General features: G+C 40.1%; 20 protein-coding genes and 2 tRNA genes. 14 read left to right on the forward strand and 8 right to left on the reverse strand.

All coding sequences use genetic code 11. The annotated features are described in order from the left end of the window. Positions 1-3 precede the first annotated feature (3 nt). A complete protein-coding gene (locus R2Q94_RS01550; RefSeq protein WP_316819670.1) occupies positions 4-381 on the forward strand; it encodes a hypothetical protein in 378 nt (125 codons plus the stop codon). A 5-nt stretch (positions 382-386) separates the two neighbouring features. Here the strand turns inward: R2Q94_RS01550 and R2Q94_RS01555 are convergent, their stop codons facing one another. Next, a complete protein-coding gene (locus R2Q94_RS01555; protein ID WP_316819671.1) occupies positions 387-1,232 on the reverse strand; it encodes a 1,4-dihydroxy-6-naphthoate synthase in 846 nt (281 codons plus the stop codon). Positions 1,233-1,283: 51 nt separating this feature from the next. Continuing rightward, a complete protein-coding gene (gene mqnB, locus R2Q94_RS01560; protein WP_316819672.1) occupies positions 1,284-1,916 on the reverse strand; it encodes a futalosine hydrolase in 633 nt (210 codons plus the stop codon). Positions 1,917-1,988: 72 nt separating this feature from the next. Here mqnB and R2Q94_RS01565 point away from each other — a divergent pair, with 72 nt between their 5' ends. The 4 genes from R2Q94_RS01565 to R2Q94_RS01580 are packed head-to-tail and all read left to right on the forward strand — an operon-like array spanning position 1,989 to position 7,670. Continuing rightward, positions 1,989-2,399 carry a 6-pyruvoyl trahydropterin synthase family protein gene (locus R2Q94_RS01565; RefSeq protein WP_182959172.1) on the forward strand — a complete coding sequence of 137 codons (411 nt, stop codon included), beginning with the start codon at positions 1,989-1,991 and terminating at the stop codon, positions 2,397-2,399. A 10-nt stretch (positions 2,400-2,409) separates the two neighbouring features. Further along, positions 2,410-3,042, forward strand: a complete 633-nt coding sequence (folE, locus tag R2Q94_RS01570) for a GTP cyclohydrolase I FolE (RefSeq protein WP_316819673.1) — start codon at positions 2,410-2,412, stop codon at positions 3,040-3,042. Between the two features lie 19 nt (positions 3,043-3,061). Beyond that, the gene (gene fabD, locus R2Q94_RS01575; RefSeq protein WP_316819674.1) at positions 3,062-3,952 is read left to right on the forward strand and encodes an ACP S-malonyltransferase; all 891 of its coding nucleotides are present in this window, start codon (positions 3,062-3,064) and stop codon (positions 3,950-3,952) included. A gap of 1 nt (position 3,953) precedes the next feature. Beyond that, positions 3,954-7,670, forward strand: a complete 3,717-nt coding sequence (locus R2Q94_RS01580) for a HAMP domain-containing sensor histidine kinase (RefSeq protein WP_316819675.1) — start codon at positions 3,954-3,956, stop codon at positions 7,668-7,670. Here R2Q94_RS01580 and R2Q94_RS01585 read toward each other — a convergent pair. After that, entirely contained in the window at positions 7,662-8,570 is a 909-nt protein-coding gene (locus R2Q94_RS01585) for a hypothetical protein (RefSeq protein ID WP_316819676.1), read from the reverse strand. The two genes, R2Q94_RS01580 and R2Q94_RS01585, sit on opposite strands and share 9 nt — an antisense overlap. A gap of 184 nt (positions 8,571-8,754) precedes the next feature. Between R2Q94_RS01585 and R2Q94_RS01590 the strand changes: the two genes are divergently transcribed. Next, positions 8,755-10,311 (forward strand): glycoside hydrolase family 10 protein, encoded by a 1,557-nt coding sequence (locus R2Q94_RS01590; RefSeq protein WP_316819677.1) that lies wholly within the window; start codon positions 8,755-8,757, stop codon positions 10,309-10,311. 96 nt (positions 10,312-10,407) lie between these two features. On the opposite strand, the gene R2Q94_RS01595 is transcribed toward R2Q94_RS01590, so the two are convergent. Both R2Q94_RS01595 and nagB read right to left on the reverse strand, forming a co-directional pair. Continuing rightward, positions 10,408-13,272, reverse strand: coding sequence for a M16 family metallopeptidase (locus R2Q94_RS01595; RefSeq protein ID WP_316819678.1), 2,865 nt, complete (start codon positions 13,270-13,272; stop codon positions 10,408-10,410). Between the two features lie 185 nt (positions 13,273-13,457). Further along, on the reverse strand, positions 13,458-15,377 hold the full coding sequence (gene nagB / locus R2Q94_RS01600) for a glucosamine-6-phosphate deaminase (RefSeq protein ID WP_316819679.1): 1,920 nt from the start codon (positions 15,375-15,377) through the stop codon (positions 13,458-13,460). A gap of 217 nt (positions 15,378-15,594) precedes the next feature. On the opposite strand from nagB, the gene R2Q94_RS01605 reads away from it, so the two are divergent. From R2Q94_RS01605 to R2Q94_RS01615, 3 genes are all read left to right on the forward strand, one after another. Next, positions 15,595-16,794: an anhydro-N-acetylmuramic acid kinase gene (locus tag R2Q94_RS01605; protein ID WP_316819680.1), complete on the forward strand. Its 1,200-nt coding sequence runs from the start codon at positions 15,595-15,597 to the stop codon at positions 16,792-16,794. Positions 16,795-16,864: 70 nt separating this feature from the next. After that, positions 16,865-17,080: a hypothetical protein gene (locus tag R2Q94_RS01610; RefSeq protein WP_316819681.1), complete on the forward strand. Its 216-nt coding sequence runs from the start codon at positions 16,865-16,867 to the stop codon at positions 17,078-17,080. Between the two features lie 64 nt (positions 17,081-17,144). After that, positions 17,145-18,845, forward strand: coding sequence for a S41 family peptidase (locus tag R2Q94_RS01615; protein ID WP_316819682.1), 1,701 nt, complete (start codon positions 17,145-17,147; stop codon positions 18,843-18,845). A gap of 4 nt (positions 18,846-18,849) precedes the next feature. Here the strand turns inward: R2Q94_RS01615 and R2Q94_RS01620 are convergent, their stop codons facing one another. Together R2Q94_RS01620 and R2Q94_RS01625 are read right to left on the reverse strand one after the other, a co-directional pair. Next, positions 18,850-19,170 (reverse strand): 2Fe-2S iron-sulfur cluster-binding protein, encoded by a 321-nt coding sequence (locus R2Q94_RS01620; protein WP_062546508.1) that lies wholly within the window; start codon positions 19,168-19,170, stop codon positions 18,850-18,852. Positions 19,171-19,172: 2 nt separating this feature from the next. Further along, a complete protein-coding gene (locus R2Q94_RS01625) occupies positions 19,173-20,183 on the reverse strand; it encodes an NAD(P)/FAD-dependent oxidoreductase (protein WP_316819683.1) in 1,011 nt (336 codons plus the stop codon). Between the two features lie 129 nt (positions 20,184-20,312). On the opposite strand from R2Q94_RS01625, the gene R2Q94_RS01630 reads away from it, so the two are divergent. The 5 genes from R2Q94_RS01630 (at position 20,313) to R2Q94_RS01650 (ending at position 23,501) form a co-directional block, all read left to right on the forward strand. Next, on the forward strand, positions 20,313-21,056 hold the full coding sequence (locus R2Q94_RS01630) for a UDP-2,3-diacylglucosamine diphosphatase (RefSeq protein WP_316819684.1): 744 nt from the start codon (positions 20,313-20,315) through the stop codon (positions 21,054-21,056). 161 nt (positions 21,057-21,217) lie between these two features. Then, positions 21,218-22,291 carry a peptide chain release factor 1 gene (gene prfA / locus R2Q94_RS01635; protein ID WP_316819685.1) on the forward strand — a complete coding sequence of 358 codons (1,074 nt, stop codon included), beginning with the start codon at positions 21,218-21,220 and terminating at the stop codon, positions 22,289-22,291. Positions 22,292-22,368: 77 nt separating this feature from the next. Further along, positions 22,369-22,442, forward strand: a tRNA-Asp gene (locus tag R2Q94_RS01640). Positions 22,443-22,517: 75 nt separating this feature from the next. After that, positions 22,518-22,591 (forward strand) — tRNA-Asp (locus R2Q94_RS01645). A gap of 190 nt (positions 22,592-22,781) precedes the next feature. Further along, positions 22,782-23,501 carry a phytanoyl-CoA dioxygenase family protein gene (locus tag R2Q94_RS01650; RefSeq protein WP_316819686.1) on the forward strand — a complete coding sequence of 240 codons (720 nt, stop codon included), beginning with the start codon at positions 22,782-22,784 and terminating at the stop codon, positions 23,499-23,501. Positions 23,502-23,673: 172 nt separating this feature from the next. On the opposite strand, the gene R2Q94_RS01655 is transcribed toward R2Q94_RS01650, so the two are convergent. Beyond that, a complete protein-coding gene (locus R2Q94_RS01655) occupies positions 23,674-25,623 on the reverse strand; it encodes an OmpA family protein (protein ID WP_316819687.1) in 1,950 nt (649 codons plus the stop codon). Positions 25,624-25,651 lie beyond the last annotated feature (28 nt).

The following is a 25,651-nucleotide window of genomic DNA, read 5'->3' on the forward strand; positions in this document are numbered from 1 at the left end:
ATCATGAATATATCTATCAAATCGTTACCCTTATTACTCATCTTATCAGTTTTTGTTCTGGCCTGTAATACCAAACCAGTGTCTGTTGAAAAGAACAATATCAGGGTGATTAAAGGCTTGTATAGCTATGGTCCGGAGATCAAATCTTTTACGGATTGTGAGGAAGGAAATGAATATTGGGTAACAGATAGTGCAAAAACATTGGAACTGGCCTATAATAATTTCAATTTTGAAAAACCTTACGAACCCGTATATATTGAGGTAGAGTGCCATATTATCAAATCTGACAGCTTAATTATTGCTGCAGACTTTGACTCAACGATGGTGGTGACTAAACTCTTAAAAATTAGCAAAGAAATTCCTGACGGACCTTGTAACTAAAAGATTTAAGGGATCAGATACAGGTCCTTTTTGATCGCTGCAATTAATCCTCTTTCCTGTGCCATCTGGAATAAAACATCGATTGCTTTTCTGCCCTCTGTCCCCAGATCAATAGAGTATTTGTTGACATAAAGTTCAATATGCTTGTACATGACTTCTTCGCTCATCTCTTGTGCATGCTGTTTGATAAACTCAATTCCAGATTTAGGATTTGCAAAAGCAAATTCAACAGATTTACGTAAGACTCTGTTTACCTTTTCTTTAGTTTCCTGATCGATATTTCTGTTGATCACAATTCCTCCCAGGGGAATGGCACAGCCTGTTTGTTGCTCCCAATAATTCCCCAGATCCATCACTTTGTGTAAACCTTTGTCCATATAGGTGAACCTGTTTTCATGGATAATTAAACCAAGATCAATTTCGTCTGCTGACAGCGCTTGTTCAATCGCTGAGAAAACCATTTCCTGTTTCTGCACTAAGTGGGGGAAGGCAATGCCCAGCAGGAAATTAGCGGTGGTGTATTTTCCGGGGATACCTACACGAAGCGAAGCATCAATGTGGTCGGGGTGATTGGCCAGGTATTCATTTTTAGAGATCAGCAATGGCCCTACACCAAAACCAAGGGCGCTTCCTGCGTCCAGCAATGCATATTTTTCATATACATAGGCAAATGCATGAAAGCTCAGCTTAGTGATGTCCAGTTCTCCATTTATCGCCTTTTGATTGAGCGTTTCTACATCGTCGAAGGATACCTTGAAATCCAGGCCTTCGGTGTCAATTTTATGGTGAATGAGGGCATCAAAGATAAAGGTGTCGTTCGGGCAAGGGGAAAATCCAAGACTTAAGGTCATTTTAGCTATTTTTTATGGATTCAAAGGTAATTAACTCTCTAAAGGGAATGGTTAGCTATTTGTCAAAAATCCAATGGCCCATTCGTTTAAATTCTTAATGGCAAGTCCGATTTTCCAGCTTTCCCGGTTCCGCGGTTCCACATAGTTAGAGATGCTGCGGATCTGGAGACAAGGGATGCCTGCCTGTTCGCAACAGTAGAGTACTGCAGCGCCTTCCATACTTTCGGAGGTCGGATGCAAGCGGTTTTTAATGGCTTCAATACTTTCGGCAGTACCATGCACGGTATTTACAGTAATCCCCTTTACTTTTTTTAGCTCTGATATAGAGGGGTGAAGCAAGTTATTATAAGCATGATAGCTACTTTTTCCGAAGCCCAGTTCTTCTATGGGATGAAAATGTCCATGATCTTCGGCACCCAGTTCTGCAAAATCATCCTCCACAATATTTAGTACTGTTCCTAATTCGATCTGTGGATCAAAAGAACCAGCAATTCCAAGGTTAACGACCAATTGATAGCGATCTGATAAATGTTTTCCCAATGCAAAGGCGGTGGCAGTCATCCCAACACCCGTAATCAGGAGGTCGAATTTTTCTGTTTTCATCAATGCAGTTCCTGATAATCGGAAATGTTCCGTTAATAAAGAGATTTCTGCATTTGTTGCCGCTACTAAAAGAATCTTCATAAACTCTAAGTTAGAGATTAAACCTTTCTACTTTAAGCTTTCTGCGTATATTTGTCAACAATATAACAGAGAATGATATACATAACCAGAAAAGCATCATTTAACGCTGCGCATAAATTGTCGAGACCGGACTGGTCTGAAGATAAAAACACAGAAGTTTACGGAAAATGTGCCAATCCAAATTGGCATGGACACAACTATCAGTTGTATGTGACTGTTAAAGGGGAAATTAACCCTGAAACAGGTTTTCTTGTAGATCTAAAATGGTTGAAAGACATCACCAATACTCAGGTAGTGGATAAAATTGACCATAGAAACCTGAATCTTGATGTGGATTTCATGAAAGGCAAGCTGGCTTCAACAGAAAACCTGGCGATCGCCATTTGGGAAGAATTGTTGCCATTTATTAAAGAATCTGGGGCAGAACTTCATTGTATCAAAATTTACGAAACTGAAAACAACTTTGTCGAGTACTTCGGCTAATCCATCAGATATGAGCAATCACACAGATCATTTAGATGAAACGGAAGACGGTTACATCAAAATAGATCGTTACAATCAAGATAAAATCTCGGCTGTAGCGAATCATTATACAGACATTTTAAGCCAATTAGGAGAAGATCCGAGCCGCGAAGGGCTGGTAAAAACTCCCGAGCGTGTTGCAAAGGCTTTGCAATACCTGACTCATGGTTACGACCTTGATCCAGCTTCCATCCTTAGAGGTGCCATGTTCAAAGAAGACTACAGCCAGATGGTTGTAGTGAAAGACATTGAGGTATTTTCTATGTGCGAACACCACATGCTTCCTTTCTTTGGAAAAGCACATGTGGCCTATATTCCGAACGGTCATATTGTTGGATTGAGTAAAATTCCAAGAATTGTAGATGCATTTGCGCGTCGATTACAAGTACAGGAGCGTTTAACAAATGAAATCAGAGATTGCATTCAGGAAACCTTAAACCCATTGGGCGTAGCGGTTGTGATTGAATGTAAGCATTTATGTATGGCGATGAGAGGGATTCAGAAGCAAAATTCTGTAACTACGACTTCCGCTTTTACAGGAGAATTTGCAAAAGACACAACAAGGGCAGAGTTTTTGAGGTTAATCACTGCCAACTTACACTAAACACACATTAAGCATAAAAATGAAAGCATATATATTTCCAGGACAAGGCGCTCAATTTTCGGGCATGGGTAAAGAATTGTACGAAAATGAAATCGCTAAAGAACTGTTTGAAAAGGCAAATGAAATTATCGGTTTCCGTATCAGCGACATCATGTTCTCGGGTACAGATGAGGAGTTAAAGGAAACAAAAGTAACTCAGCCTGCTATTTTTCTTCACTCTGTGATTCTGGCAAAAACATTAGGATCAGATTTCAAACCAGATATGGTTGCAGGACACTCACTAGGAGAATTCTCGGCATTGGTAGCGGCGAATGCACTTTCTTTTGAAGATGGTTTAAGACTGGTTATTGCAAGAGCAAATGCAATGCAGAAAGCTTGTGAATTACAACCTTCTACAATGGCGGCTATTTTGGGTCTTGCTGATGATGTTGTAGAGCAGGTTTGTGCGGAGATAGATGAAGTAGTGGTTGCTGCAAATTACAACTGCCCGGGTCAGATCGTGATCTCTGGTAGTATTGAAGGTGTAGATATCGCTTGTCAGAAACTAACAGAGGCCGGTGCTAAACGTGCTTTAAAATTGAATGTAGGTGGTGCTTTTCATTCTCCATTAATGGAGCCTGCAAGTGTAGAACTACAGGAAGCAATTGAAAATGTAACTGTTCTTTCACCGCTTTGTCCGATTTATCAAAATGTGGATCCGGTTCCAAATACTGATCCTGCAAAGATCAAAGCAAATTTAATTACACAATTAACTGGTGCGGTAAAATGGACGCAAACTATTGAGCGTATGATCGCTGATGGTGCCAGTGAATTCGTAGAAGTGGGTCCTGGCAATGTATTACAAGGCCTGGTTAAAAAAGTGAATAGAGCATTTCCAACTAGCTCTGCAACTACCACAGCTAAGGTTTAACGTGAGCATCGCGGGTAAAATCAGATTTTTATTGTTGATACTTGGGGCCTGCTGTATCGGTACGGCCCTATCTTTAAAAAATACCATCGGCAAGAAAGATCTGCTTACCCATGAAGCGGCTGAACTTCAGGAAAATCTAAGTGATAAAGAAAGTATTGTTTATGATTTTCTTTCTGACCCTGCAAGGGTGGAGCAGGCCAAGCAATTTGACCTGAACGAAAAATACGCTTTAGACTTTATCAATCTCTATCCTCCACAAGGAATCAACCTGCTGGTCTATGAGAAAAACAATTTAGAATTCTGGAGTTCCTTTAGTGCCTTTCCCTCCAGTCTGGAGTCGATTGCAGAAGGTTCATCCTTTATCCAGCTACCCAATGGCTGGTATGAAGTGATCCGGAAAACTACCGGAAACTTTGCGCTGGTTTTCCTCATTGAGGTGATTGATCAGTATAATATTCAGAATCAATACCTCCATAACGACCTCTCTCCACATCTTTTACCCTCAAATTCTTTATCGCTGGCCACTTTTGCGGATACAGATGTTTATGGTATCAATAATTTTGATGGCAGGCTCCTGTTTGAAGTGAAGTTGAAGCCGGGATATACCAAAAGTATTTACTCTAAAATAGAGGTCTGGCTCTGGGTAATTGGGCTGTTCAGCATTTGCCTGTTTGTCAATTCCTTCTGCGTGTGGATGGTGAAAAAGGGGCGTTTGCTTTCTGCCACTTTATTGCTCAGTTTATTCTTTGCAGTATTAAGAATTACAGACCTGGAGTATGGTTGGTTCAATCAGCAGTTCGACCTGCTGATCTTTAGTCCGACGATTTATGCAGAAAGTTTCTTTTTACCCTCTTTAGGAGATTTTCTGCTCAATGTATTTGCCATTACCTGGCTAGTTTATTTTATTTATAAACATAGGAATGAATACCATTTGCCAAATTGGCTAAACCATAATAAGATTGCAGGATGGGTGTTTTACCTGATATTACTGGCCTTTTTTGGTGCACTGGCCTTAATTACTGATCAGGTTTTCTTTGGACTGATCATCAACTCAAAAATCAATTTTGACATCACGAATATCATCAATCTAGGTTGGGTAAGCTGGGTTAGTATAGTTATTTTGTGCCTGGTCTGGTTCAATATCTACCTGATCATTACGGTACTCTTAGAATTGAGCAAAAGCCTGGAGGTCACAAATAAGGAGCGTTTAATTCTATTTTTAGTTGCTTTTTTTTGTTATCTGGCTTATCGCCTCAGTACGGACTTCTCTATCTTTTTTGTGGTCTACGCATTGTTCATCCTTATCGTGGGATGGAATGTGTTTCTGAAAGACAATAAGTTCTCTATCGGAATCTTTACAGCTATATTTTTCTGTCTGGCATTCATGTCTTCGATCAAGTACCTGAAGTTTATCGATATTAAAGAGCGAAATAAGAGACTAACCATCGCCCAGAAACTGGAATCGACAGATGATCCTAAGATCATTAGTGCCATTGAAAGCCTCGAAGTAGGCATTTATACTGATAACTTTGTTGCAGATTATTTTAAGCAGCCGAGTTTAAGGAGGTCTGATCTTTTACAAAGACACATTAATAAGCAGTTTTTAGGCGGTTATCTCTCTAAGTTTGAGTACAATATTTATGAGTATGACAGTCGGGATTCGTCTTTGAACGAACGGGGTGTTCCATTAAGCTATTATAAGAAATTGGTGCAGGCCGGCTCAATAAAGGCCTCAGAATCGAATTTCTTCTATCGTGTGAATGACACTTTCGGTTATCAGAATTACTTCGGAATCATTCCAATTTTTCAGGACAATCATATTCTGGGAACACTGGTCATTGAGCTTAAATCACAGCAATACAATTACAATAGTCAACTTCCGGATATTCTGATTGACCGTAAGAATACGAGCGAAGACGATTATAGTAATTACTCTTTTGCGTTTTATAGTTATGGCAGATTGGTGAACCAGTCTGGGCCTTATACATACAAGCTCTCCTCTCTGGATTTTAAAGCAGAGCCTAGAAAGCCTCAGACGATCAGAGACAGCTTAGGATACACCCACGTGGTCTATATGCCCATCGCATCTAAAACAATCGTTGTGAGCAAGGAAAAGGTGTCTTATGTTTCGCGTCTGGCAACGCTGTCCTTCTTCTTTTTAGTTTTCATTATCTTTTCAGTTACGCTATACGCATTGATCTGGGTATTAAAAAATATAGATGAAAGCTGGGGAGGCTGGTTCAACATCAACCGCTCTCTGATGATCAATGCGAATAAGATCCTTTATAAAACCAGGATCCAGTTCTCTATTGTACTTTCTGTAGTAGCAACATTGGTGATTGTAGGCTGGACGACCTATTTCTATATCCGTGATGAATACCGCCTACAACAAGAGGACTATATTCAGGATAAGATCAGAAAGGTCCAGTTTTCTTATGAAAAACGTATCCTTTCGACCGGATTACCTGCTACAAATGAAGAATCTATCCGTTTCTTCAATGAATTTGCAGATGTAAATGGTGCTTATCTAAATCTTTTTGATGCCAATGGTAATTTGTTGTTTACTTCTTTACCCCGGATTTACGATTTTGGAATTATAGGAAGGAAAATGGGGGCTAAGGCTTACGTTTACCTGAATCAGATGCAAAGATCGGAATATATTAATCCTGATGAGCGTATTGGTGATTTTAGCTATTCATCTGCCTATGCACCAATCCGGAATGCGATGAATGAGACAGTGGCTTATATTGGTCTGCCTTATTATGCGAACGAAGCAGATTATCAAAGGAAAATCGGGCTTTATATCAATACTTTGATTAATATTTACGCCCTGGTATTTGTAGCGATTGGTATCCTTGCCGTGTTTCTTGCCAATCAGATCACCAGTCCCCTGACTTTTATCCAGGAAAGTATACGAAAAACCAAACTTGGGCAGAAGAATCAGCCAATTCAATGGTCCAGGCATGATGAAATTGGCTCCCTGATCAGGGAGTACAATAAAATGATTGCCGCATTGGAAGAAAGTGCGGCTAAACTTGCCCGTTCTGAAAGGGAGATTGCCTGGCGGGAAATGGCCAAGCAGGTGGCTCACGAGATCAAAAATCCATTGACTCCCTTGAAGTTGGGCGTTCAGCTGTTGGAGAAATCCTGGAAAGAGAAAGACCCAAATTTTGAAAAAAAGTTTGAACGTTTTAATAAGTCATTTATAGAACAGATTGATAGTCTGGCTTCTATTGCTTCCGAGTTCTCGAATTTTGCAAAAATGCCGGATACCAAATTGGAAAAACTAAGTCTATTACCCATCATTCAACAGGCAAGGGATGTCTTTACAAACACACAAAATGTGGAAATCTACATCTTTAACCATACTACTATAGAGGTGATGATTCTTGGAGATAAAGATCAGTTGCTGCGGACATTTAATAACCTCCTTAAAAATGCGATAGAAGCCGCCAGTCCAGAAGCCAGGTGTGTCATTAAAGTGAATGTGATGAATGACGAGGAAAACGTATTTGTAGAGGTGGAAGATAATGGAAAAGGCATTGATCAGGAGCAACAGGATAAAATCTTTGTGCCGAACTTTACCACCAAATCCTCAGGAACGGGCTTAGGTTTGGCCTTCGTAAAACAGGCTGTAGAGAATGCAGGAGGAACGGTTTCCTTCAAATCCTTTACTGATGTTGGGACTACTTTTTACCTGAGTTTTCCGCTATCTTAATTCAATTGCTGCTTTTCCCATTGTAAATCCGTCGGCATACAGAATAACAGAATAGGTTCCTTTAATGAAGGGATTTGGGTTTACCCAGTCCATTTTATAAATGGTATTGTCGTCGTTATAAGAGATGGAAGTAGAGGAAGTATATTGCATCTGCTCGCCATCTGCCTCAAACAGATTCTCGCCATTGGCAATTAGGTTTCCTGCCGGATCAAATACGCGTAAATAGATTTTATGATAATCTTTGACTGCCAGTGGATTCGGTGCAATGTTGAAGCTGATGCTGAGTTTTTTAGCTGTACTTGCCCGGGTTACTTCAATGTTTTTTCCACTATTTTTTACCTTGTATGCTACAATAGATACGTTTCCTGCTTTTAAAGCTGCACCAGTTTTTACTTTTTCTTTTAGTTCAGTGTTTTTTTTCTCCAGGTCTTCGGCCTTCTGAGTAGCCGTATAAGCAGATTCTTTCAGACTGTCCCTTTGGGTTCTTAGATTCGCATTTTCTTTTTCAAGGCGCAGAATCTCATCGCTATAATTTTTAACAAACTCTCGTAGCTCTTTAACCTCTTTTTGGGCAGTATTGAGGTCTCCCTGCGTCAGTTTTCCGTCCTGAAGTGCAAGTTTTAATTCCGCAATCTTTGCTCTTGCAAGCTTTTGTTCTTCCTGTAACTTGTCTGTAAGGATAACATTAAGCGTATTCACCTTATCCAGTTCCGCTTCGATCTTCTCCACTTCAAGCTTTAGCCTATCTTTTTCTGTATTTACGGTTACAAAGCGCTGGCTTTGATGTCTGTCTTTTAAGTATAAGTAAGCATTAGTTCCCAGAAGGGCTAAAATGACTACAATTAGAAAATATATCTTATTGCGGTCACCCTTATTTACCATCTCATTTTGGTCTGACATTTCTTGAATTCTTCTCTAAAGGTGTTTAAAACGCGAACATAGTATAAAAAAACAGGAAATAGTAAAAAAAACAGGCTATTTGTATGAGACTTTAAAAAAAATCGTTTACTTGCTAAGATCTCTGGATCCTAACGTCTACCAGAGCATACAAGAGAAAAAATTTATTCAGTACAAATTATATAAAATGTTTAAAAATACTATCTATGCGCTATTGTTTCTAATGGCGGCAAGTCCATTTCTATCTTTCTCTCAGAGCACATCAAAAATTGCTCCAAAAAGAGAGTTTCGGGGAGTGTGGGTAGCTACTGTAGCGAATATCGATTGGCCCTCTAAACCGGGTTTAAGCATGGACCAGCAGAAACAGGAGTTGATCGGGCTTTTAGAAATGCATAAGGCAAATGGAATGAATGCCATCATGTTACAGGTAAGACCTGCGGCAGATGCTTTTTATGCAAAATCGAGAGAACCCTGGAGTCAATGGCTAACCGGACGACAAGGTGTTGCTCCCGGGCCTGATTATGATCCATTGGCTTTCGCGATAAAGGAAGCGCATCAACGCGGAATGGAGCTTCATGCCTGGTTCAATCCTTATCGGGCGACTACAAGTCCGGGGACAGTGGTTGCTGAGGATCATATGACCAGAAAACGCCCGGAATGGTTTTTTACCTATGGTGGAAAAAAGCAGTTTGACCCAGGAATTCCAGCGGTAAGGGATTATATCATTCAGGTCATTCTGGATGTGGTGAAGGGTTACGATGTAGATGGAATCCATTTCGACGATTACTTTTACCCTTATAAAATTGCTGGACAAAAGATTAGTGATGAGGCTACATTCAGTAAATATCCAAATGGGTTTACGGATATCAATGATTGGAGAAGAAACAATGTTGATCTGCTGATTGAACAACTGGATGATAGCATCCACTACCATAAAAAATATGTGAAATTCGGTGTGAGTCCGTTTGGGATCTGGAAAAACGACAACGAAGATGTCTTGGGCTCTGCTACCCGTGGATTATCGAATTACCATGAATTATTTGCTGATTCGAGAAAATGGGTTAAAGAAGGATGGGTGGATTATATCAATCCACAGATTTACTTCAGCTTCAGTCGTAAAGTAGCGCCTTTCGCTACACTGGTAGATTGGTGGAGTAACAATGCTTATGGCCGACACCTTTATATCGGTCAGGCTGCATATCTGGTTAATCAAAAGATGGAAGCCGCATGGAAGTTACCAGCACAGGTTCCCGATCAAATCAGGTACATGCGTCAAAATAATCGTGTTCAGGGAAGTGTATTTTTTAGCTCAAAGTCCTTTTCTACAGTAGCGCGCGGTGTTGGCGATTCCTTAAGAAATAACCTTTATAAGTATCCGGCATTGCCACCTCAAATGCCTTGGTTGGATGATGTTGTGCCTAATGCACCACAGGAGTTTACTGCTGAGGTAAAGCTTGATGGGGTACATCTGAAATGGGCGAAACCAACGTTGGCCAGCGACGGAGAAACGGCATCAGGTTATGTCATCTATCGTTTCAGTGAGGGTACGAAAGTGGATATACTGGATGCAAGAAACATTCTAAAAATCAGTTTTGAGAATTATACCTCCTTTATTGATACGACTGCGGAGAAGGGAAAGAGATATACCTATATGATCACTGCCCTGGATCGCCTCAAAAATGAAAGTGACCCAACCAACCCTGTTGGAATTGAGACCAGCGCATTGGTGAAGCTAGAAGAATAACTTCTGATCTCATAAGAGCAATAAATAAAATGGCCTGATACTTTTCAATATCAGGCCATTTTTATTTTGATGTCTGCCCTGAAAAGGGCTATCTGTTTATTTTTGTGGCAGAAGAACAAAGCGGATATAATTGTTCTCGTTCAGGAATTTATTTGCAGCAGCTTTGGTGCTTTCAACAGTTACCTGCTCTAGCAATTTGGGTTGTTTTAAAACCAGATCAAGTGATTCACCGTTCTTCATACAGCTGGCCAGGTAACTTGCCCAGAAGCCATTGTTTCTAAGGCTAAGCTCCATCTGACGCTGTTCTTCAGATTTAAATTTCGTCAGGTCATCGGCTGATGCACCGCTTTGCTTGATTTTATTCACCTCATCCAATGCTGCGGCGATCAGTTTTTCAACATTGGCTGGAGCACAACTAAATGAGATGGTAAAGTAATAGTGTGAATTTGGTACTTTGCTCATGCTCAGACTAACATCTGGGCTATATACACCACTTTCTTTCTCTCTCAGACGTTCTAGGATCTTGATTTTCAAGGCTTCGTTCAAGGCGTCTAATTGTACATTGTTTTCTTGTGTAAAGTCGTAGTCTCCATGTAAATATAATTGTACTGCAGCTTTATCCTCCAAGCCTTTGTAAACAGTTTTGCTGATTTTTCCTACCGGAGGTTTAACTCCATTGTCAGCAAAGTTTTGTTTTTTACCTGCAGCAGGCAGACTAGCAATATACGTTTCAATTAAAGGTTTGATCGCATTTACATCGAAAGCACCAACGATGATAAAGGTTTGTTCTCCAAGGTCAGCAAAGCGGTCTTTATAGAAGGCATAAGCTTTATCCAGAGAAATTTTATCTATATCTGATAAGTTCATTGGCATTCCGCGTTCGTGGTAAGAAGACAGTACCGCTTGAACTGTGTCTGCAAATACACTGTTTGGATTCGCATTTTTATTGCCCAGAATCACCTTGTAATCCGCAATATTTTTCTTGAAAATCTCTTCGTCTTTTCTTGGTTTAGTGGCATAAGCATATACCAGCTGAAAAGCAGTTTCTAAATCTTTAGGAGAAGCGCTACCATTAAAACCCTGGTATAGGTCGCTTACATAAGCAGTTGCAGATCCTGTATTTCCCGCCAGTAGTTTATCCAGATTGGAAGGATTAAACTCTCCAACACCACTTTCCGGGATCAAACTAACCATTTCTGCAGAACGGAAGTCCTGGTTGCTGGCTAAAGAAGTTCCTCCTTTAGAGAACGAACTAAATATAATTTGATCATTTTTGAAGTCTGTAGGCTTCAATAGTACTTTGATTCCATTGCTCAGCGTCAGTTCAGTAACACCTACAGCATCAATTTTCTTCTCTTCAACGATCTTTCCGGCTACTGGTTTTTTGTCTAACAACGGCTTATTGATGGATTTGTCTACATAAGCTGTAATTCCATTTCCTGCGTTTTTTAAGGTGGATAATAATTGCGCTTCAGTAGGCAATGTGGCTTTATCCTTTTCAGGTGCCTGTACCAGGATGATTTGATTGTCTTTGGTAATCAGGGTTTTTGCCAGAGCGTTTACTTCCGCCAGACTAATCTCTTCCAATGTCTTTTTGGTCAGGTCATAAGCATATTCAGTGGAAGGAATACTGCTACCTTCCAGGAAATTATTCAGGTATTTTTGAACGAAAGCAGCAGAAGCCGTTTTATCTTTTTCTTTCAGGCGTTTCTCATTTCCCGCACTGATATTTTTCTTAGCAATTGCTAGTTCTGATGGAAGAAAACCGAATTTGCTCATTCTTTCATTCTCGGCTAAACCGGCTGCCAATGCTTTTTCTAATGTTGCTCCTGAACTGGCTACAACAACCGTTTGTAAAGCATTGATATTAGGAACTAAGCCTCCCTGGAAAGGTCCATAACCAGACTGGGCAAATAAGAATGGCGCATTTCCTTTTTGCGTGATCTCCTGTAAACGGGCGGCCAACATGCTGTTGATCATAGCATACATCAGACTTTTCTTAAAGTCAGATGTAGTTTTAACTACCCCAGCTCTTTGCTTGTACATCACCTGGGCAATATTATAAGGTTGCTCAGGATCTGTAATCACTTTTACTAAGGGCTCCTTGTTGTCTGGAAGGTCGTATTTTAAACGTGGTTTTGGATTGGCTGGATTTTTTAGCCCTGAGAAGTTTTGTTTAATTAATTCTTCTACCTCATTCAAGTCAAAATCACCCACTGCAATAACTGCCTGTAAGTTTGGACGGTACCAATCGTTATAGAAATTCCGAATTTTGTCGTGCGTAAAAGTTTGTAGCAGATCAACCTTGCCAATCGGCAGACGGTTTTCATACCGTGAACCTTTTAGGATCAGGGGTAACATCTGCTTTTGCATTCTTTCCTGTGCATTTTTTCCACGTTGACGGTCTTCCTCAATGATTACTCCACGTTCTTTATCGATTTCTTCCCCATCCATTGTAATTTTTCCTGCCCAGTTTGCAAGTATTTTAAAGCCTGTTTTGAATACAGCTGCACTATCTGTAGGGATTGGCAATTGATATACCGTTTGGTTAAAGCTGGTATAAGCGTTTAAGTCGGCACCAAAACGTACACCTGCTCTTTGCAGGTAATTGATCATGTCATTTTTAGGAAAATCTTTAGAACCGTTAAAGGCCATATGCTCTGTAAAATGCGCAAGTCCCTGTTGATCGTCATTTTCCATTAAAGAACCAATACTGGTAGCAAGATACAGTTCGGCTCTGTTTTTAGGTTCTGTATTCTTTCTTATATAATAGGTAAGTCCGTTTGGTAACTTTCCAATTTTAACGTTTGGATCATTTGGGATGATTTGGTCAGCGTTTTTTTTTGCCGGGCTTGAGCTTTTGGTTGTTGAGATACTTGCCTTTTTTTGCGCATATCCAGGGCTATATATCGCTAGCTGTGCGACAAGTCCTATCGCAAGGATATAAATGTTTTTCTTCATGTAGTTTGTTAATAAGTTAGACTAAATTATACTTTTCTAATGAATTTATGTTAAACATCAGGAAAGAATTTCCAACTGAGATATAGGAGAGGTTTGGGTTTAGTGCCTTGAGCTTCAAAGGATGGCGCAAAAAAAAACCGCTAAGCGATAGGCTTAGCGGTTTATAAATCGTATAATAAGTCTGATTAGAAATGGTAACGAACAAAGGCTTCCATTGCTTCGTATTCTGCCAGACCAAGTTTGTCATAAGCTTCAGCAGTTTCTCTGTTTCTGTCTTCAGCTCTTACCCAGAATTCTCTAGAGTCATCCCCAGGAAATACCGCACGGTCTTTTTGTGACTGGTGTTTGAAAATAGCGAATTTCTTTTTCTCTACTTCTTGTGGACTCAATGGCACGGCCATTTCAATCTCAAAAGTATCAAACTCTAACCAGGCACCACGGTATAACCATAACCAGCAGTCTTTAACCCAGCTTTCAGTTTTCGCTAGTCTTTGAAGTGCTGATAAAATGATATTGAAACATACGATGTGTGTACCATGTGGATCTTCAAAATCTCCAGCAGCGAATACCTGTTCTGGTTTGATTTTTTGTAGCAGTTCCATCGTTAGTTCGATGTCTCTTTCTGTTACAGGGTTCTTTTTAGTTTTTCCACTTTCGTAGAAGGGAAGTGCCATGAAATGGATATGATCGTCTTCTAAACCACAGAACCTTGCACCGGCAATCGCCTCTCCTTTTCTGATCAATCCTTTAACAGACTGTAGCTCAGGAGTGTCTACCTGGTTAGGTTGCTTGGTTTCGATAAAGCTGCGGATATTTTGGTAAATATCTTTCATTCCCTGTTGAGGCATTCCCATTTTTTCTGAGAAGTCGATGTTGAATTCTACGAAACGAAGGGCATCATCATCCCATACTGCAGTGTTACCTGAAGTCTGGTAAGCCACATGTACATCATGTTTTTGGTCAACTAAGCGGATGAAAGTACCACCCATAGAGATTACATCATCATCAGGGTGTGGCGAGAAAATGATCACACGCTTGTTAGCTGGTTCCGCACGCTCTGGTCTTTGAGAATCATCTGCGTTTGGTTTACCACCTGGCCATCCAGTGATGGTATGTTGTAATTTGTTGAAGATATGAATATTAATATTGTAAACTGGACCTTGTTCCACTGCAAGCTGAGCCATGCCATGGTTGTTATAGTCGTCTTCAGTTAGCTTTAAAATTGGCTTATTTAGAGTATTTGCCAACCAGATTACTGCTTTTCTGGTTAAAACTTCGTCCCAGATGCAATCTTTCACTAACCAAGGTGTATCAAATCGTGTCAATAAAGAAGCTGCATCCTGATCCAGAATAAATTCTACATGGTCAGATAATTGAAGATAAGTAGCAGGAACTTCACTTGAAATTTCACCTTCTACTGCTTTTTTTATGATGGAAGCTTTCTTTTTGTTCCAGGCCATAAGAATGATCTCACGGGCTTTGAAAATAGTACCGATACCCATGGTAATTGCTTTTGTAGGTACAAAAGTTTTACCACCGAAATCACGTGCAGCATCTCTTCTTGTCAGGTCATCTAGCGTAACTAAACGTGTTCCTGAGTTTGGTGCAGAACCTGGTTCATTGAAACCAATGTGACCAGTACGACCGATACCCAGAATCTGAATATCTAAACCACCAACTTCAGTGATTTTTTTCTCGTAAGCAAGACAGAAAGCAGGAATATCTTCCAGTTTTAAAGTCCCGTCAGGAATGTTTACGTTTTCTTTTTCAATGTCGATGTGATCAAATAAATGATCATTCATGAAAGATACATAGCTCTGTGCAGCATCTGGCTGCATAGGGTAGTACTCATCAAGGTTGAATGTGATTACATTTTTAAAGCTCAAACCTTCTTCCTTATGCATTCTAACTAATTCCGCGTACACCTGAATTGGTGTAGCTCCGGTAGCTAGGCCTAAGACAGCCTTGGAATTGTTCTTTTGTTTTTCTTTAATAAGGTCCCCGATGCGGTGAGCAACACTTAAAGATGCTGCTGTAGGATTTTCAAAGACAGAAACGGGCAGTTTTTCAAAACGCGTTTCTTCCAGAAGATTTAATCTTGCCATTTAATTGTTCTTAAATTTTGTACGGAGCAGTAAATATAGGGACTCTGTGGACTTAATCCAAATTTTTAACCACAGTATGCTTTTTGTTTAAAATTGGTAATCAAAATAGGTGTTTTTTGCAAAAATGTTAGTTTTCTGAAGCAATCTGGAGGATTTTTTATGAAATCCCTTGAGACAATTGATTTTAACCTATTTTAGTGTCTAAGAATAAGACCTTATGAATTCAAACTGGAAGCAGCTCTTCGAAATACTACAAAAACCAACCCGTTTGATTATCGGATTGATGTCAGGAACCTCTCTGGATGGTTTAGATATTGCACTATGTTCAGTAAAGGGTGCTGGTCCGGCGACCAATATAAAGGTACTCGAATTTACTACGGTTCCTTACACTGAGGAATTTAAGATCGAGGTAAAGTCTGTTTTTTCTAAAAGAGCAGCAGATTTGCAAATGATTTGTCTGATGAATGAGAAGATTGGTTTGCAGCATGCTGAACTTGTTTTGGAAGCCTTGAAGTCCTGGGGAAGAACTGCTGACGAAATTGATGTCATAGCTAGTCATGGACAAACAATTTTTCATGCTCCGGAGACATTACATGGTTTAATTGATTATCCGAATGCCACCCTCCAAATTGGCGATGGCGACCATATCGCGGTAAAAACGGGCATCATTACCATTGCCGATTTCCGGCAAAAGCATCTGGCCGCAGGAGGAGAAGGAGCACCATTGGCTGTGTATGGAGATTACCTGCTATTTTCGAAAGCGGGAGAGGACCGCATCATGCTAAATATTGGTGGTATTGCCAATTTTACCTATCTACCCGGAGATAATGATGCTAAAAAAGTTTTCTCTACTGATGTAGGACCCGGTAATACCATGATGGATCAATATATTCAACAGCAGTATTCGGGCTTATATTTTGATGAAAATGCGGCAATTGCAAGTCAGGGAGTTGTGAATGAAGCATTATTAACGGTCTTATTAGAAAATGAATTTTTAGCAGCAGATTTTCCGAAGACAACTGGCCCGGAGCTCTTCAATCTTCATTATTTATCGGCGGCTCAGGCGAAGTCCGGTACTTCAAATTTGAAACAAGCAGATGTTCTGGCAACTTTATGTGCCTGTTCGGCGAGGATAATCGTCAATGCGATACAGCAATGTTTTGGAACTTCAGCAAAACCTTATATATATATGAGCGGTGGGGGGATGCACAATCCGCTATTGGTAAGTATGCTGAAAGCTGGTTTACCAGAAGCGAAATTTGGCACTACAGCAGATTTGGGCATCGATCCGGATGCTAAAGAAGCAGTGCTTTTTGCCCTCCTTGCTAATGAGACTTTGGTGGGAGAAAAAACGGATTTTGGAGATAGGGAAGGTGTTCCTTCTATTCGAATGGGAAAAATCTGTTTACCAGATTAAAGGGAGAATGTGGAATCCGTATGCTCCTCTCATAAATTTTCCTATTTTTGTAGTCAAACTACAATACACTATGGCAAGTTTTACACTTACTCCTGAGACCTGGACAAAGGTTAAAATTAAGTTTCTTAGAAAATACCGTGATCTGGCGAAGGAGAACCTAAGCTTTAGCCCTGGTCAGGAAGACCAATTGGTAGAACAATTGATGGGCTTAGTGAAAAGAAACCGTGAGTATGTAGAATTTACCATCAAGAAAGCTTTGGCTGATCCTGATGGCAACAGGTTATAATTCCTCAAGAGCCTATTGAGTTCCAAGCCTTTTTTGTAAATTTACCTTTCAACAGATGGGTAAAATGAAAAAAATCAGACTTGTAGCCGCCTTTTCACTGATCGCTTTTGCTTCTTTAACCTGGTCGTTTAAGGAAGATCTTTTTCAGGTTTCCAAAAACCTGGATATTTTCGCGTCTTTATATAAAGAGATTAACATCAATTATGTAGACGAAACCAATCCTTCCGACCTGATGCGCCATAGTATCGACGCGATGCTTGATGGATTGGATCCCTATACAGAATATATTCCTGAGTCTGAAGTCGAAGACTATAAACTAAAATATGTGAGCACCCAATATGGGGGTATCGGAGCAAGTACGCTTTTTATCGAGGGGAAGCTGTTTGTAAATGAAGTGTCTGAAGGTTATCCAGCGGATAAGCAGGACCTTAAGCCTGGCGACCAGATCGTAAAAATCAATGATGTGGCAGTAAAAGGGAAAGAGCGCTCTCAGGTGAGCCAGTTATTGCGAGGTCCCCGTGGTTCGGCTGTTACCTTGTTGCTGATTAGAAATGGCGCTGTGATCACAAAGAATCTTAATCGCGATGAGATCAAGCAACCAAATGTGCCCTATTCTGGCATGACGGACGATCATATTGCTTACATCAGACTGGACAAGTTTTTGGAAAATGCCGCGCAGGAAGTTAAAGATGCTGCAATCAATCTGAACAAACAACAGCCTAAGGGAATGATTATCGACCTGCGCTATAATGGTGGAGGAATTTTACAGGAAGCTGTCAAAATTGTGAACCTCTTTGTGAATAAAGATATTCTTGTCGTTACTCAGAAAGGTAGAAATCCACAGAAAACGATTACTTATAAAACTCTGGCAGACCCGCTGCTTCCACAAATGCCATTGGTCATTTTAGTGGGCGGTAATTCCGCCTCTGCATCTGAAATCGTGGCTGGGGCATTACAAGATTTAGATAGGGCCATCATTATCGGTCAGCGTAGTTACGGAAAAGGACTGGTTCAACAGACCTTCCCCTTACCTTATAACAGTTTAGTAAAAGTAACCGTAGCCAAGTATTTCACACCATCTGGTAGGTGCATTCAGGCGATGGATTACGCCCATAAAGATGCGAATGGAAAAACACCTAAAGTTGCAGATTCTTTGATGAACAAATTTAATACCCGTAGCGGTAGAAATGTATATGACGGCAATGGAATTTACCCTGATATAGTTGTAGAAAATCCTAAACTAAGTCCGATTACCGTCTCACTGCTCAATAAAAGTTTGTTTTTTGATTATGCAAATACTTATAAAAAGGAACATAAATCCATTGCTCCTGCAGAAAGTTTTCAAATAACAGATCAGGATTATGCGGCTTTTCTCAGTTCTCTGGATGGAAAAGATTATGCTTATGTTTCCAGGACAGAGCGATTATTGGCGGATTTACGAACAGAGGCTGAAAAAGAGAATAAGTTACCTGCAGTAAAATCAGATCTGGATGATCTTAAGAATAAAATGCTGGGTGCTAAAAAAACTGATCTGACTACTTTTAAACCAGAGATCAAAAGAGTGCTGGAAACACAGATTGTGAGCAGGTATTATTATGAAAAAGGAAAAGTGATTCAGGCTTTTCAATATGATAAAGAGCTAAATGCAGCGAAAGCAGTGCTGGGCAACGCTTCAAAGATGTTGGCGATATTGAAAGGAGAGGGCGAATATAAAACTATAGGCAGCCCAATCAAGACAATTGCGGCTGCACCTATAGAAAATTAATGTTTTAGTGTAGTTTAACGACCAAGCCGTCCATTGCCGGACTGAGCTGTAACTGACAGGCTAACCTGGAGTTGGGCAGTAAATCTGGTAAGGTGTCGAGCATGGCGTATTCGTCATCAGTCATCTCATTCAGTTTCTCTTCACCCTCTAATACATCTACGCAACAAGTTGCGCAGAGTGCCATTCCACCACAGGTGGCAAGAATATCGTATTCACATGCTTTCAGGTATTCCATCAAGCTCAGGCCCATATCTACAGGCGCTTCTAATGTTGTTCTGCTGCCGTCCGGATTTTGGACGTGCAGGGTAATGTTATTTTCTTCCATGCTTAGAATTCGGATACCCCGTTTACGGTAGTGTATTTCATGGTATATTTTACGCCTGGGTTCATGTACTGGTAAGCACTATGACTCATTAATGCTGCCTCATGGAAACCGCAAAGGATTAATTTTAATTTATTCGTGTAAGTATTGATATCACCAATCGCATAAATACCCGGAATGTTCGTTGAATAATCATCCGTATTTACTTCAATTGCACTTTTGTTAATATTTAAGTTCCATTGTTCGATTGGACCTAATTTAGGGCTTAATCCGAAAAGAGGGATTAAGTGATCTGCCTGGATGATACTTTTCTCTAAACTACGGTTATGAACCAGTTCTACTGCTTCCAATTTTCCGTTTCCTGTAACTGAGCTCAGGTTGCTGTTCAATACCAGGTTGATTTTTCCGCTTTCCGCTAAAGCCATAACTTTGTTTACTGAATCTGGAGCACCACGGAAGCTTTCGCTACGGTGAACCAATGTCAATTCCTCAACAACATCTGCAAGGAAAATGGTCCAGTCTAAAGCAGAATCACCGCCACCTGCGATTACCATTTTCTGACCACGGTATTTTTCAGGATCAAGGATCATATAATTCACCCCTTTACCATTTTCAAACTGCTCTAATCCTTCTACTGCAGGTTTACGAGGCTCAAAACAACCTAATCCACCAGCAATAACCACTACTTTAGCTTCGATGATCGTTCCCATATTAGTGGTCAACACAAAATCTGCTTCTCCACGTTTCTCCAGACCTTCAATACGTTCTCCTAAAGTAAAACCAGGATGGAAAGGTTTCCCTTGTTCCATTAGGTTGTCAATCAACTCCTGAGCAAGTACTGTTGGGTAGCCCGGAATGTCATAAATAGGTTTCTTAGGATATATTTCAGACAATTGACCACCTACCTGAGGTAAGTAATCGATCAAATGACAACGCATTTTAAGGAGTCCTGCTTCAAAAATTGCAAATAAACCAACGGGTCCGGCGCCAATAATGGCTATATCTGTAGAAATCATGTGTTTAAATTTTGTGCGAATTTACAAACTTTTGTTTTAATAATGGTGGTTGTTTAGATATATTCTAGATAATTGGTAGAACTTATGACAAAGTTGCGATATTTTTTTTACTTATCTTTGTTCATACTGATGACAAAAAACATATATTTTGCTTCTGATTTCCACCTGGGTTCTCCCAGTCATCAGGAAAGTAGAAAGCGCGAAGATCGGATCATTCGCTGGTTAAATGCTATAGAAAGCAGTTGCAGTGAGCTTTTTTTGATGGGCGATATTTTTGATTTCTGGTTTGAGTACCGGGAAGTCATCCCAAAAGGTTTTGTTCGCCTGCAAGGGAAGCTGGCTTCCATGAACGATGCCGGAATAAAAATTTATTTTTTCAAGGGGAACCACGACATGTGGGTAAAAGATTATTTTACCAAAGAGATGGGAATCGAAGTGATTAGTGATGAGCTGGTCATGGAACGTAATGGCAAGAGTTTTTACCTCCACCACGGTGATGGATTGGGCCCTGGTGACGAGAAATATAAGCTATTAAGGAAAATATTCAGAAATCCGGTTTGTCGGTGGTTATTTTCCATTGTTCCACCCCGTGTTGGACTTGGGATTGCCAATTGGTGGTCGGGAAGTAGCAGAGTAGCCAATAAAACGGAGGAAGCATTTCATGGAGAAGAGTTCGAGTGGCTGGCGATTTATGCAAAAGAACAATTGCAAAAGAGACATTACGACTATTTTGTGTTTGGACACCGCCATTTGCCCTTAGAGATCGATCTGAATGGCAAAAGTAAGTATGTGAACCTTGGCGAATGGATTAATTTTAATTCTTATGCAGTATTTGACGGCAAAGAATTAACACTGAACTATTTCGAAAAGTAAACAACAGGAGTACAAGAATCCGGTAAGCAATAAATTTTTAGTGTCAATTAACTGAAAAAGCCGTATTTTTGCCTTCCAAAATAAATCAATTGCCCGTACAGGGTCCGCAGGACGGATCAAAATGGAAAGGGCAACAAGTTTTAATTTTCTGAAAAAATAATATGTTAGAGAAATTAGAAGCAATTAAACTACGCTGGGAAGATGTAGAAGAACAGTTGAGTAATCCTGATACTATGCAGGACATGAAACGTTTTGCGGCTTTAAATAAAGAGTATAAAGATTTAGGCAAGATTGTAGAGGAGTACAAAATCTACAAGAATGTAATGAGCAATATTGAGGCAAACAAAGAAATCCTATCGACAGAGAAAGATCCTGAGATGCGTGATATGGCGAAGGAAGAATTGGATCTGTTGTTAAAGCAACAGGAAGAGCTGGAAGAAAAAGTACGTTTGATGCTAATTCCTGTTGATCCTGAAGATGCTAAAAATGCTGTATTTGAGATTCGTGGAGGTACTGGTGGCGATGAAGCAGCTTTATTTGCTGGTGATTTGTACCGTATGTACAGCCGTTTCTTTGAGCAAAAGGGTTGGAAGGTAGAAACTGTTGATGTAACTGAAGGTACTGCTGGTGGTTATAAAGAGGTGATCCTGAAAGTAAGCGGGGAAGATGTTTACGGACAATTGAAATATGAATCAGGTGTACACCGTGTACAGCGTGTACCAGATACAGAAACACAGGGTCGTGTACATACTTCAGCTGCATCTGTTGCGGTTTTACCAGAAGCGGAAGAAATCGATTTATATATCAACCCTGCAGATATAGACTTACAGACTTCCCGTTCAGGTGGAGCCGGTGGTCAGAATGTGAACAAGGTAGAGACAAAAGTGCAGCTGACCCACAGACCTTCGGGAATCGTAGTGGTTTGTCAGCAGGAACGTTCTCAGCTTGGAAACAGAATCATTGCAATGGAGATGCTGCGTAGTAAGCTATATGATATTGAATTGCAGAAGAAAAATGGAGACATTGCTGCAAGACGTAAGACGATGGTATCGACTGGGGATCGCTCAGCAAAGATCAGAACTTACAATTATCCTCAGGGAAGAGTAACAGATCACCGCATCGGATTGACACTTTATAACCTAAGTGGCGTGATGGATGGTGGTGTTCAGGAGTTGATCGATGCATTACAGTTTGCAGAGAACGCAGAAAAAATGAAAGAAGGCTCTGTGGCTTAACCAGTTGCGATTATTTGAAAAAATAGTTTGTAAATATAAATAAAGACTCTATATTTGCAATCCCGAAAGGGAACAACGGACCGGTAGTTCAGCTGGTTAGAATGCCGCCCTGTCACGGCGGAGGTCGCGGGTTCGAGTCCCGTCCGGTCCGCAAAAGTTACTCAGATGAGAACTTGAAGTTGTTAAGTAGAGGATCTACTATAAAATCCACCCGAAAGGGAAACACGGACCGGTAGTTCAGCTGGTTAGAATGCCGCCCTGTCACGGCGGAGGTCGCGGGTTCGAGTCCCGTCCGGTCCGCAAGACAAGACGTCAAATAGCTTAAAAAGCCTGCAATCATATGATTAGCAGGCTTTTTTATTTTAGGCTCCCGAATGAATATTCCGATCTCACTATCATATTGCTTGAGTAATTCAGGATCAATGCCAGCCGTTGTAAAACTTAGGATATCTGTACGGTTTTATCAGGAGGAGACAGTATATTCGTTTTGATGAAAAATGTTGATCCTTATAAGTCACAATTAGAAAGCTTCGGTTTTACTACACTAGAGCATATTTTCTCAAATGAGCAGATTGAAGGAATGCTAAAATTGATTGGCCAGGCCGACATGTCGAAAGGAACGTTTAGAAAAACTGCTGACCTTTTTGCAATCAGACAATTTTTAAAAGAAGTACCTGAAATAGATCAACTAATACTTAACGATGAATTTAAACAGCTCATTCATGACCTTTTTGGTTGGGACTACTTTATTGTAAAATCTATTTATTTCGATAAGCCGGAACAATCTAACTGGTTCGTTTCATATCATCAGGATTTGACAATATCGGTGGACAGGAAGGTAGAGCTTGATGATTACAGTAAGTGGACTATTAAGCAAGATCAATTTTCAGTTCAGCCACCCTTGGATGTCTTAAAGCAGATATATACCGTTCGTATCCATCTTGATGATACGAATGAAAATAATGGGGCGTTAAAAGTTGTTCCTGGTTCTCATTTGAAAGGTGTCTATAGGCCTCAAGATATCGATTGGTCAATGGAGACCGAACAAACTTGCGATGTTCCCAAGGGAGGAGTAATGATCATGAAGCCATTATTGTTGCATAGCTCCAGCCGTACTATCAATAATAACAAACGGAGAGTGATCCACATTGAATTTTGTAATCAAGAGCTGCATGAGAAATTAAAATGGGCAGAGCGAATGAGTGTCTAGTAATGCTCTGAAGGGCCAATTTTTTTGTCCGCAGATATTTACTAGCATACTTTAGATTATTTTTTACTAAAATAAGCCTTCGCAGTTCGACACTAAAAAAAGCTTTAATAGGCGGAGAGTCCTTCAAGATCTTTCCCTGCATGTTCTATTGAAAACATGCAGGGAAGAATCATTAGTATTTCAATATTTTAAATGCAGTACGTCTATTGGCCTGATGCTCTTCTGCAGAGCATTTCTGCCCATTTCCACAATGGTTAAGTAATTGTGTCTCGCCATATCCTTTTGCTGTCATACGGCTCCTTGAAATGCCCCGGTTAACCAGATAATTTACAACAGAGTTTGCACGGCGTTGAGAAAGGTCCAGGTTATAACTATCAGCTCCACGGCTATCTGTATGAGAACTTAATTCAATTTCAAGTGTGGGATTGTCGCGCATGGTGCGTACAAGTTCATCCAAAATCTTTGCCGCATCTTTACGGATATTATCCTTATCAAAGTCATAGTGAATATTTTGTATGGCGATAGACTTACCTATTTCAAATAATGGTTCTAATCGGAGTGTTAGGTTTAAGGTGTCTGATTTGCTCAAGCCTTGAGTACTGAGCGCCGTAGAATCACTGAAAAATTGTTCCTTTTGTCCTACCACCATATAATCTTTTCCTTTTTCAAGTTCAAAGAAGAAAGTTCCATCTGCCTGACTGTGCTGTTTAGCTACAATCTGACGGCCATTTGCGTAGAGTGTAACATTTACAGCGGCTAAAGTTTGTGCAGTAGTCTTGTTAACAGTAAGACCTTTTAGAGCCAGGATCATTTTAGGCTTAACATTGCTGAAACTGTATATATCGTCATTACCCAATCCTCCTTTACGGTTTGACGAAAGGTAGCCCATTACAGTATCATCAATGGATTTATTGGTGATAAATGCAAAGTCATCACCGGGAGAATTGACAGGGTATCTTAGATTCTGGGATTTGGTCCAGGTGCTTTTTGCACCTTTTGAAGCAAAAATATCTAGTCCCCCCATACCCGGCAAACCGTTACTTGAGTAATACAATGTGCCATCTACACCAATATTCGGGAACATTTCTTCTTCCTCAGTATTGATATTAGGACCCGCATTCTGAGGCTTGCCCCATTTGCCATCGCTCTGCAATTCACAAAACCAGATATCGGTCTGGCCAAAGCCGCCTGGCATGTCTGAAACAAAATATAGTACTTTTTCATCCAGGCTCAACGCTGCATGGCCTACTGAATATTTTTTAACGTCATTGTAAGCAAAAGGCACAACATCGTATGTGCCATTATTAGAAGTGTAAATGAAAAGCTCCAGGTTATTGGTTCTGAATTTCCGGTTGTTCTCTTTGTTAACTTCTCCATTTTTACCTGGATAGGTACGTGTGATGAATAGGGTATTTCCTTTTTGATTGGAAATAATTGGACCAACGTGATAGCTTTCATTGTTAAATGAGGATTTGTCGATCAGTTTTGCTGTTAGATGATGGTCTGCGCTCTGCTCAGCGGTATAAATTTTAAGAAAGGGATTTCCTGTCCGTCCATCTTTATTTTTTAAAAATCTCTCATCAGGTTCAGCAGTAAAGTATACCTTATTTCCAATTGGAAATACAGCGAAATCTGCAAATCCAGAGTTGATTTCAGTTTCATTTTTTATCTGATGTGAAGTCGGTTTTGCCATCCATAGTATTGCAGAATCACAACCGAGAATTTCGTTGGCAACCCGTTTTGAATCACCACTTTTTGCAGCATATTGGGATAGTACTTTTTTTGCCTCCGCATAGCGAGAATTAGATTTTAAGACGGAACCGTAATGAATCAGGTTTTCAATTTTGCTTTCTCTATCCTGAACTATGCGCGCATACCAGTTCTCAGCCGCTTCATAGTCGTTCATTCTTTGATAGCAATCTGCCAAGCGTTCCAGATCCTTTAATTTTGGATTTTTAGTATCCACCAGCTTCAGATAAATTGGGGCAGCATTAGCATATTTAAATTGTGTGTACAATTGATCTGCTCTTTGTCTTAGGCCTGGTTGTTCCTGTGCAGAAACAACATTACTGGAAATTGAAAAGGCTAAAAGAAAAATGTATTTGATATATTTTTTATTCATGTTGTTCTCCCTTCTAAACGATATATGG

Origin of the sequence: Pedobacter gandavensis (genome assembly GCF_032678465.1) — a bacterium.
Taxonomy (GTDB): Bacteria; Bacteroidota; Bacteroidia; order Sphingobacteriales; family Sphingobacteriaceae; genus Pedobacter; species Pedobacter gandavensis_B.

Bases quoted from the DNA above. Each gene is read 5' to 3' on its own strand.
- R2Q94_RS01550 (WP_316819670.1), top strand. From the start codon at position 4: ATGAATATATCTATCAAATCGTTACCCTTATTACTCATCTTATCAGTT.
- R2Q94_RS01555 (WP_316819671.1), bottom strand. From the start codon at position 1,232: ATGACCTTAAGTCTTGGATTTTCCCCTTGCCCGAACGACACCTTTATC.
- mqnB (WP_316819672.1), bottom strand. From the start codon at position 1,916: ATGAAGATTCTTTTAGTAGCGGCAACAAATGCAGAAATCTCTTTATTA.
- R2Q94_RS01565 (WP_182959172.1), top strand. From the start codon at position 1,989: ATGATATACATAACCAGAAAAGCATCATTTAACGCTGCGCATAAATTG.
- folE (WP_316819673.1), top strand. From the start codon at position 2,410: ATGAGCAATCACACAGATCATTTAGATGAAACGGAAGACGGTTACATC.
- fabD (WP_316819674.1), top strand. From the start codon at position 3,062: ATGAAAGCATATATATTTCCAGGACAAGGCGCTCAATTTTCGGGCATG.
- R2Q94_RS01585 (WP_316819676.1), bottom strand. From the start codon at position 8,570: ATGTCAGACCAAAATGAGATGGTAAATAAGGGTGACCGCAATAAGATA.
- R2Q94_RS01590 (WP_316819677.1), top strand. From the start codon at position 8,755: ATGTTTAAAAATACTATCTATGCGCTATTGTTTCTAATGGCGGCAAGT.
- R2Q94_RS01595 (WP_316819678.1), bottom strand. From the start codon at position 13,272: ATGAAGAAAAACATTTATATCCTTGCGATAGGACTTGTCGCACAGCTA.
- nagB (WP_316819679.1), bottom strand. From the start codon at position 15,377: ATGGCAAGATTAAATCTTCTGGAAGAAACGCGTTTTGAAAAACTGCCC.
- R2Q94_RS01605 (WP_316819680.1), top strand. From the start codon at position 15,595: ATGAATTCAAACTGGAAGCAGCTCTTCGAAATACTACAAAAACCAACC.
- R2Q94_RS01610 (WP_316819681.1), top strand. From the start codon at position 16,865: ATGGCAAGTTTTACACTTACTCCTGAGACCTGGACAAAGGTTAAAATT.
- R2Q94_RS01615 (WP_316819682.1), top strand. From the start codon at position 17,145: ATGAAAAAAATCAGACTTGTAGCCGCCTTTTCACTGATCGCTTTTGCT.
- R2Q94_RS01620 (WP_062546508.1), bottom strand. From the start codon at position 19,170: ATGGAAGAAAATAACATTACCCTGCACGTCCAAAATCCGGACGGCAGC.
- R2Q94_RS01625 (WP_316819683.1), bottom strand. From the start codon at position 20,183: ATGATTTCTACAGATATAGCCATTATTGGCGCCGGACCCGTTGGTTTA.
- R2Q94_RS01630 (WP_316819684.1), top strand. From the start codon at position 20,313: ATGACAAAAAACATATATTTTGCTTCTGATTTCCACCTGGGTTCTCCC.
- prfA (WP_316819685.1), top strand. From the start codon at position 21,218: ATGTTAGAGAAATTAGAAGCAATTAAACTACGCTGGGAAGATGTAGAA.
- R2Q94_RS01650 (WP_316819686.1), top strand. From the start codon at position 22,782: ATGAAAAATGTTGATCCTTATAAGTCACAATTAGAAAGCTTCGGTTTT.
- R2Q94_RS01655 (WP_316819687.1), bottom strand. From the start codon at position 25,623: ATGAATAAAAAATATATCAAATACATTTTTCTTTTAGCCTTTTCAATT.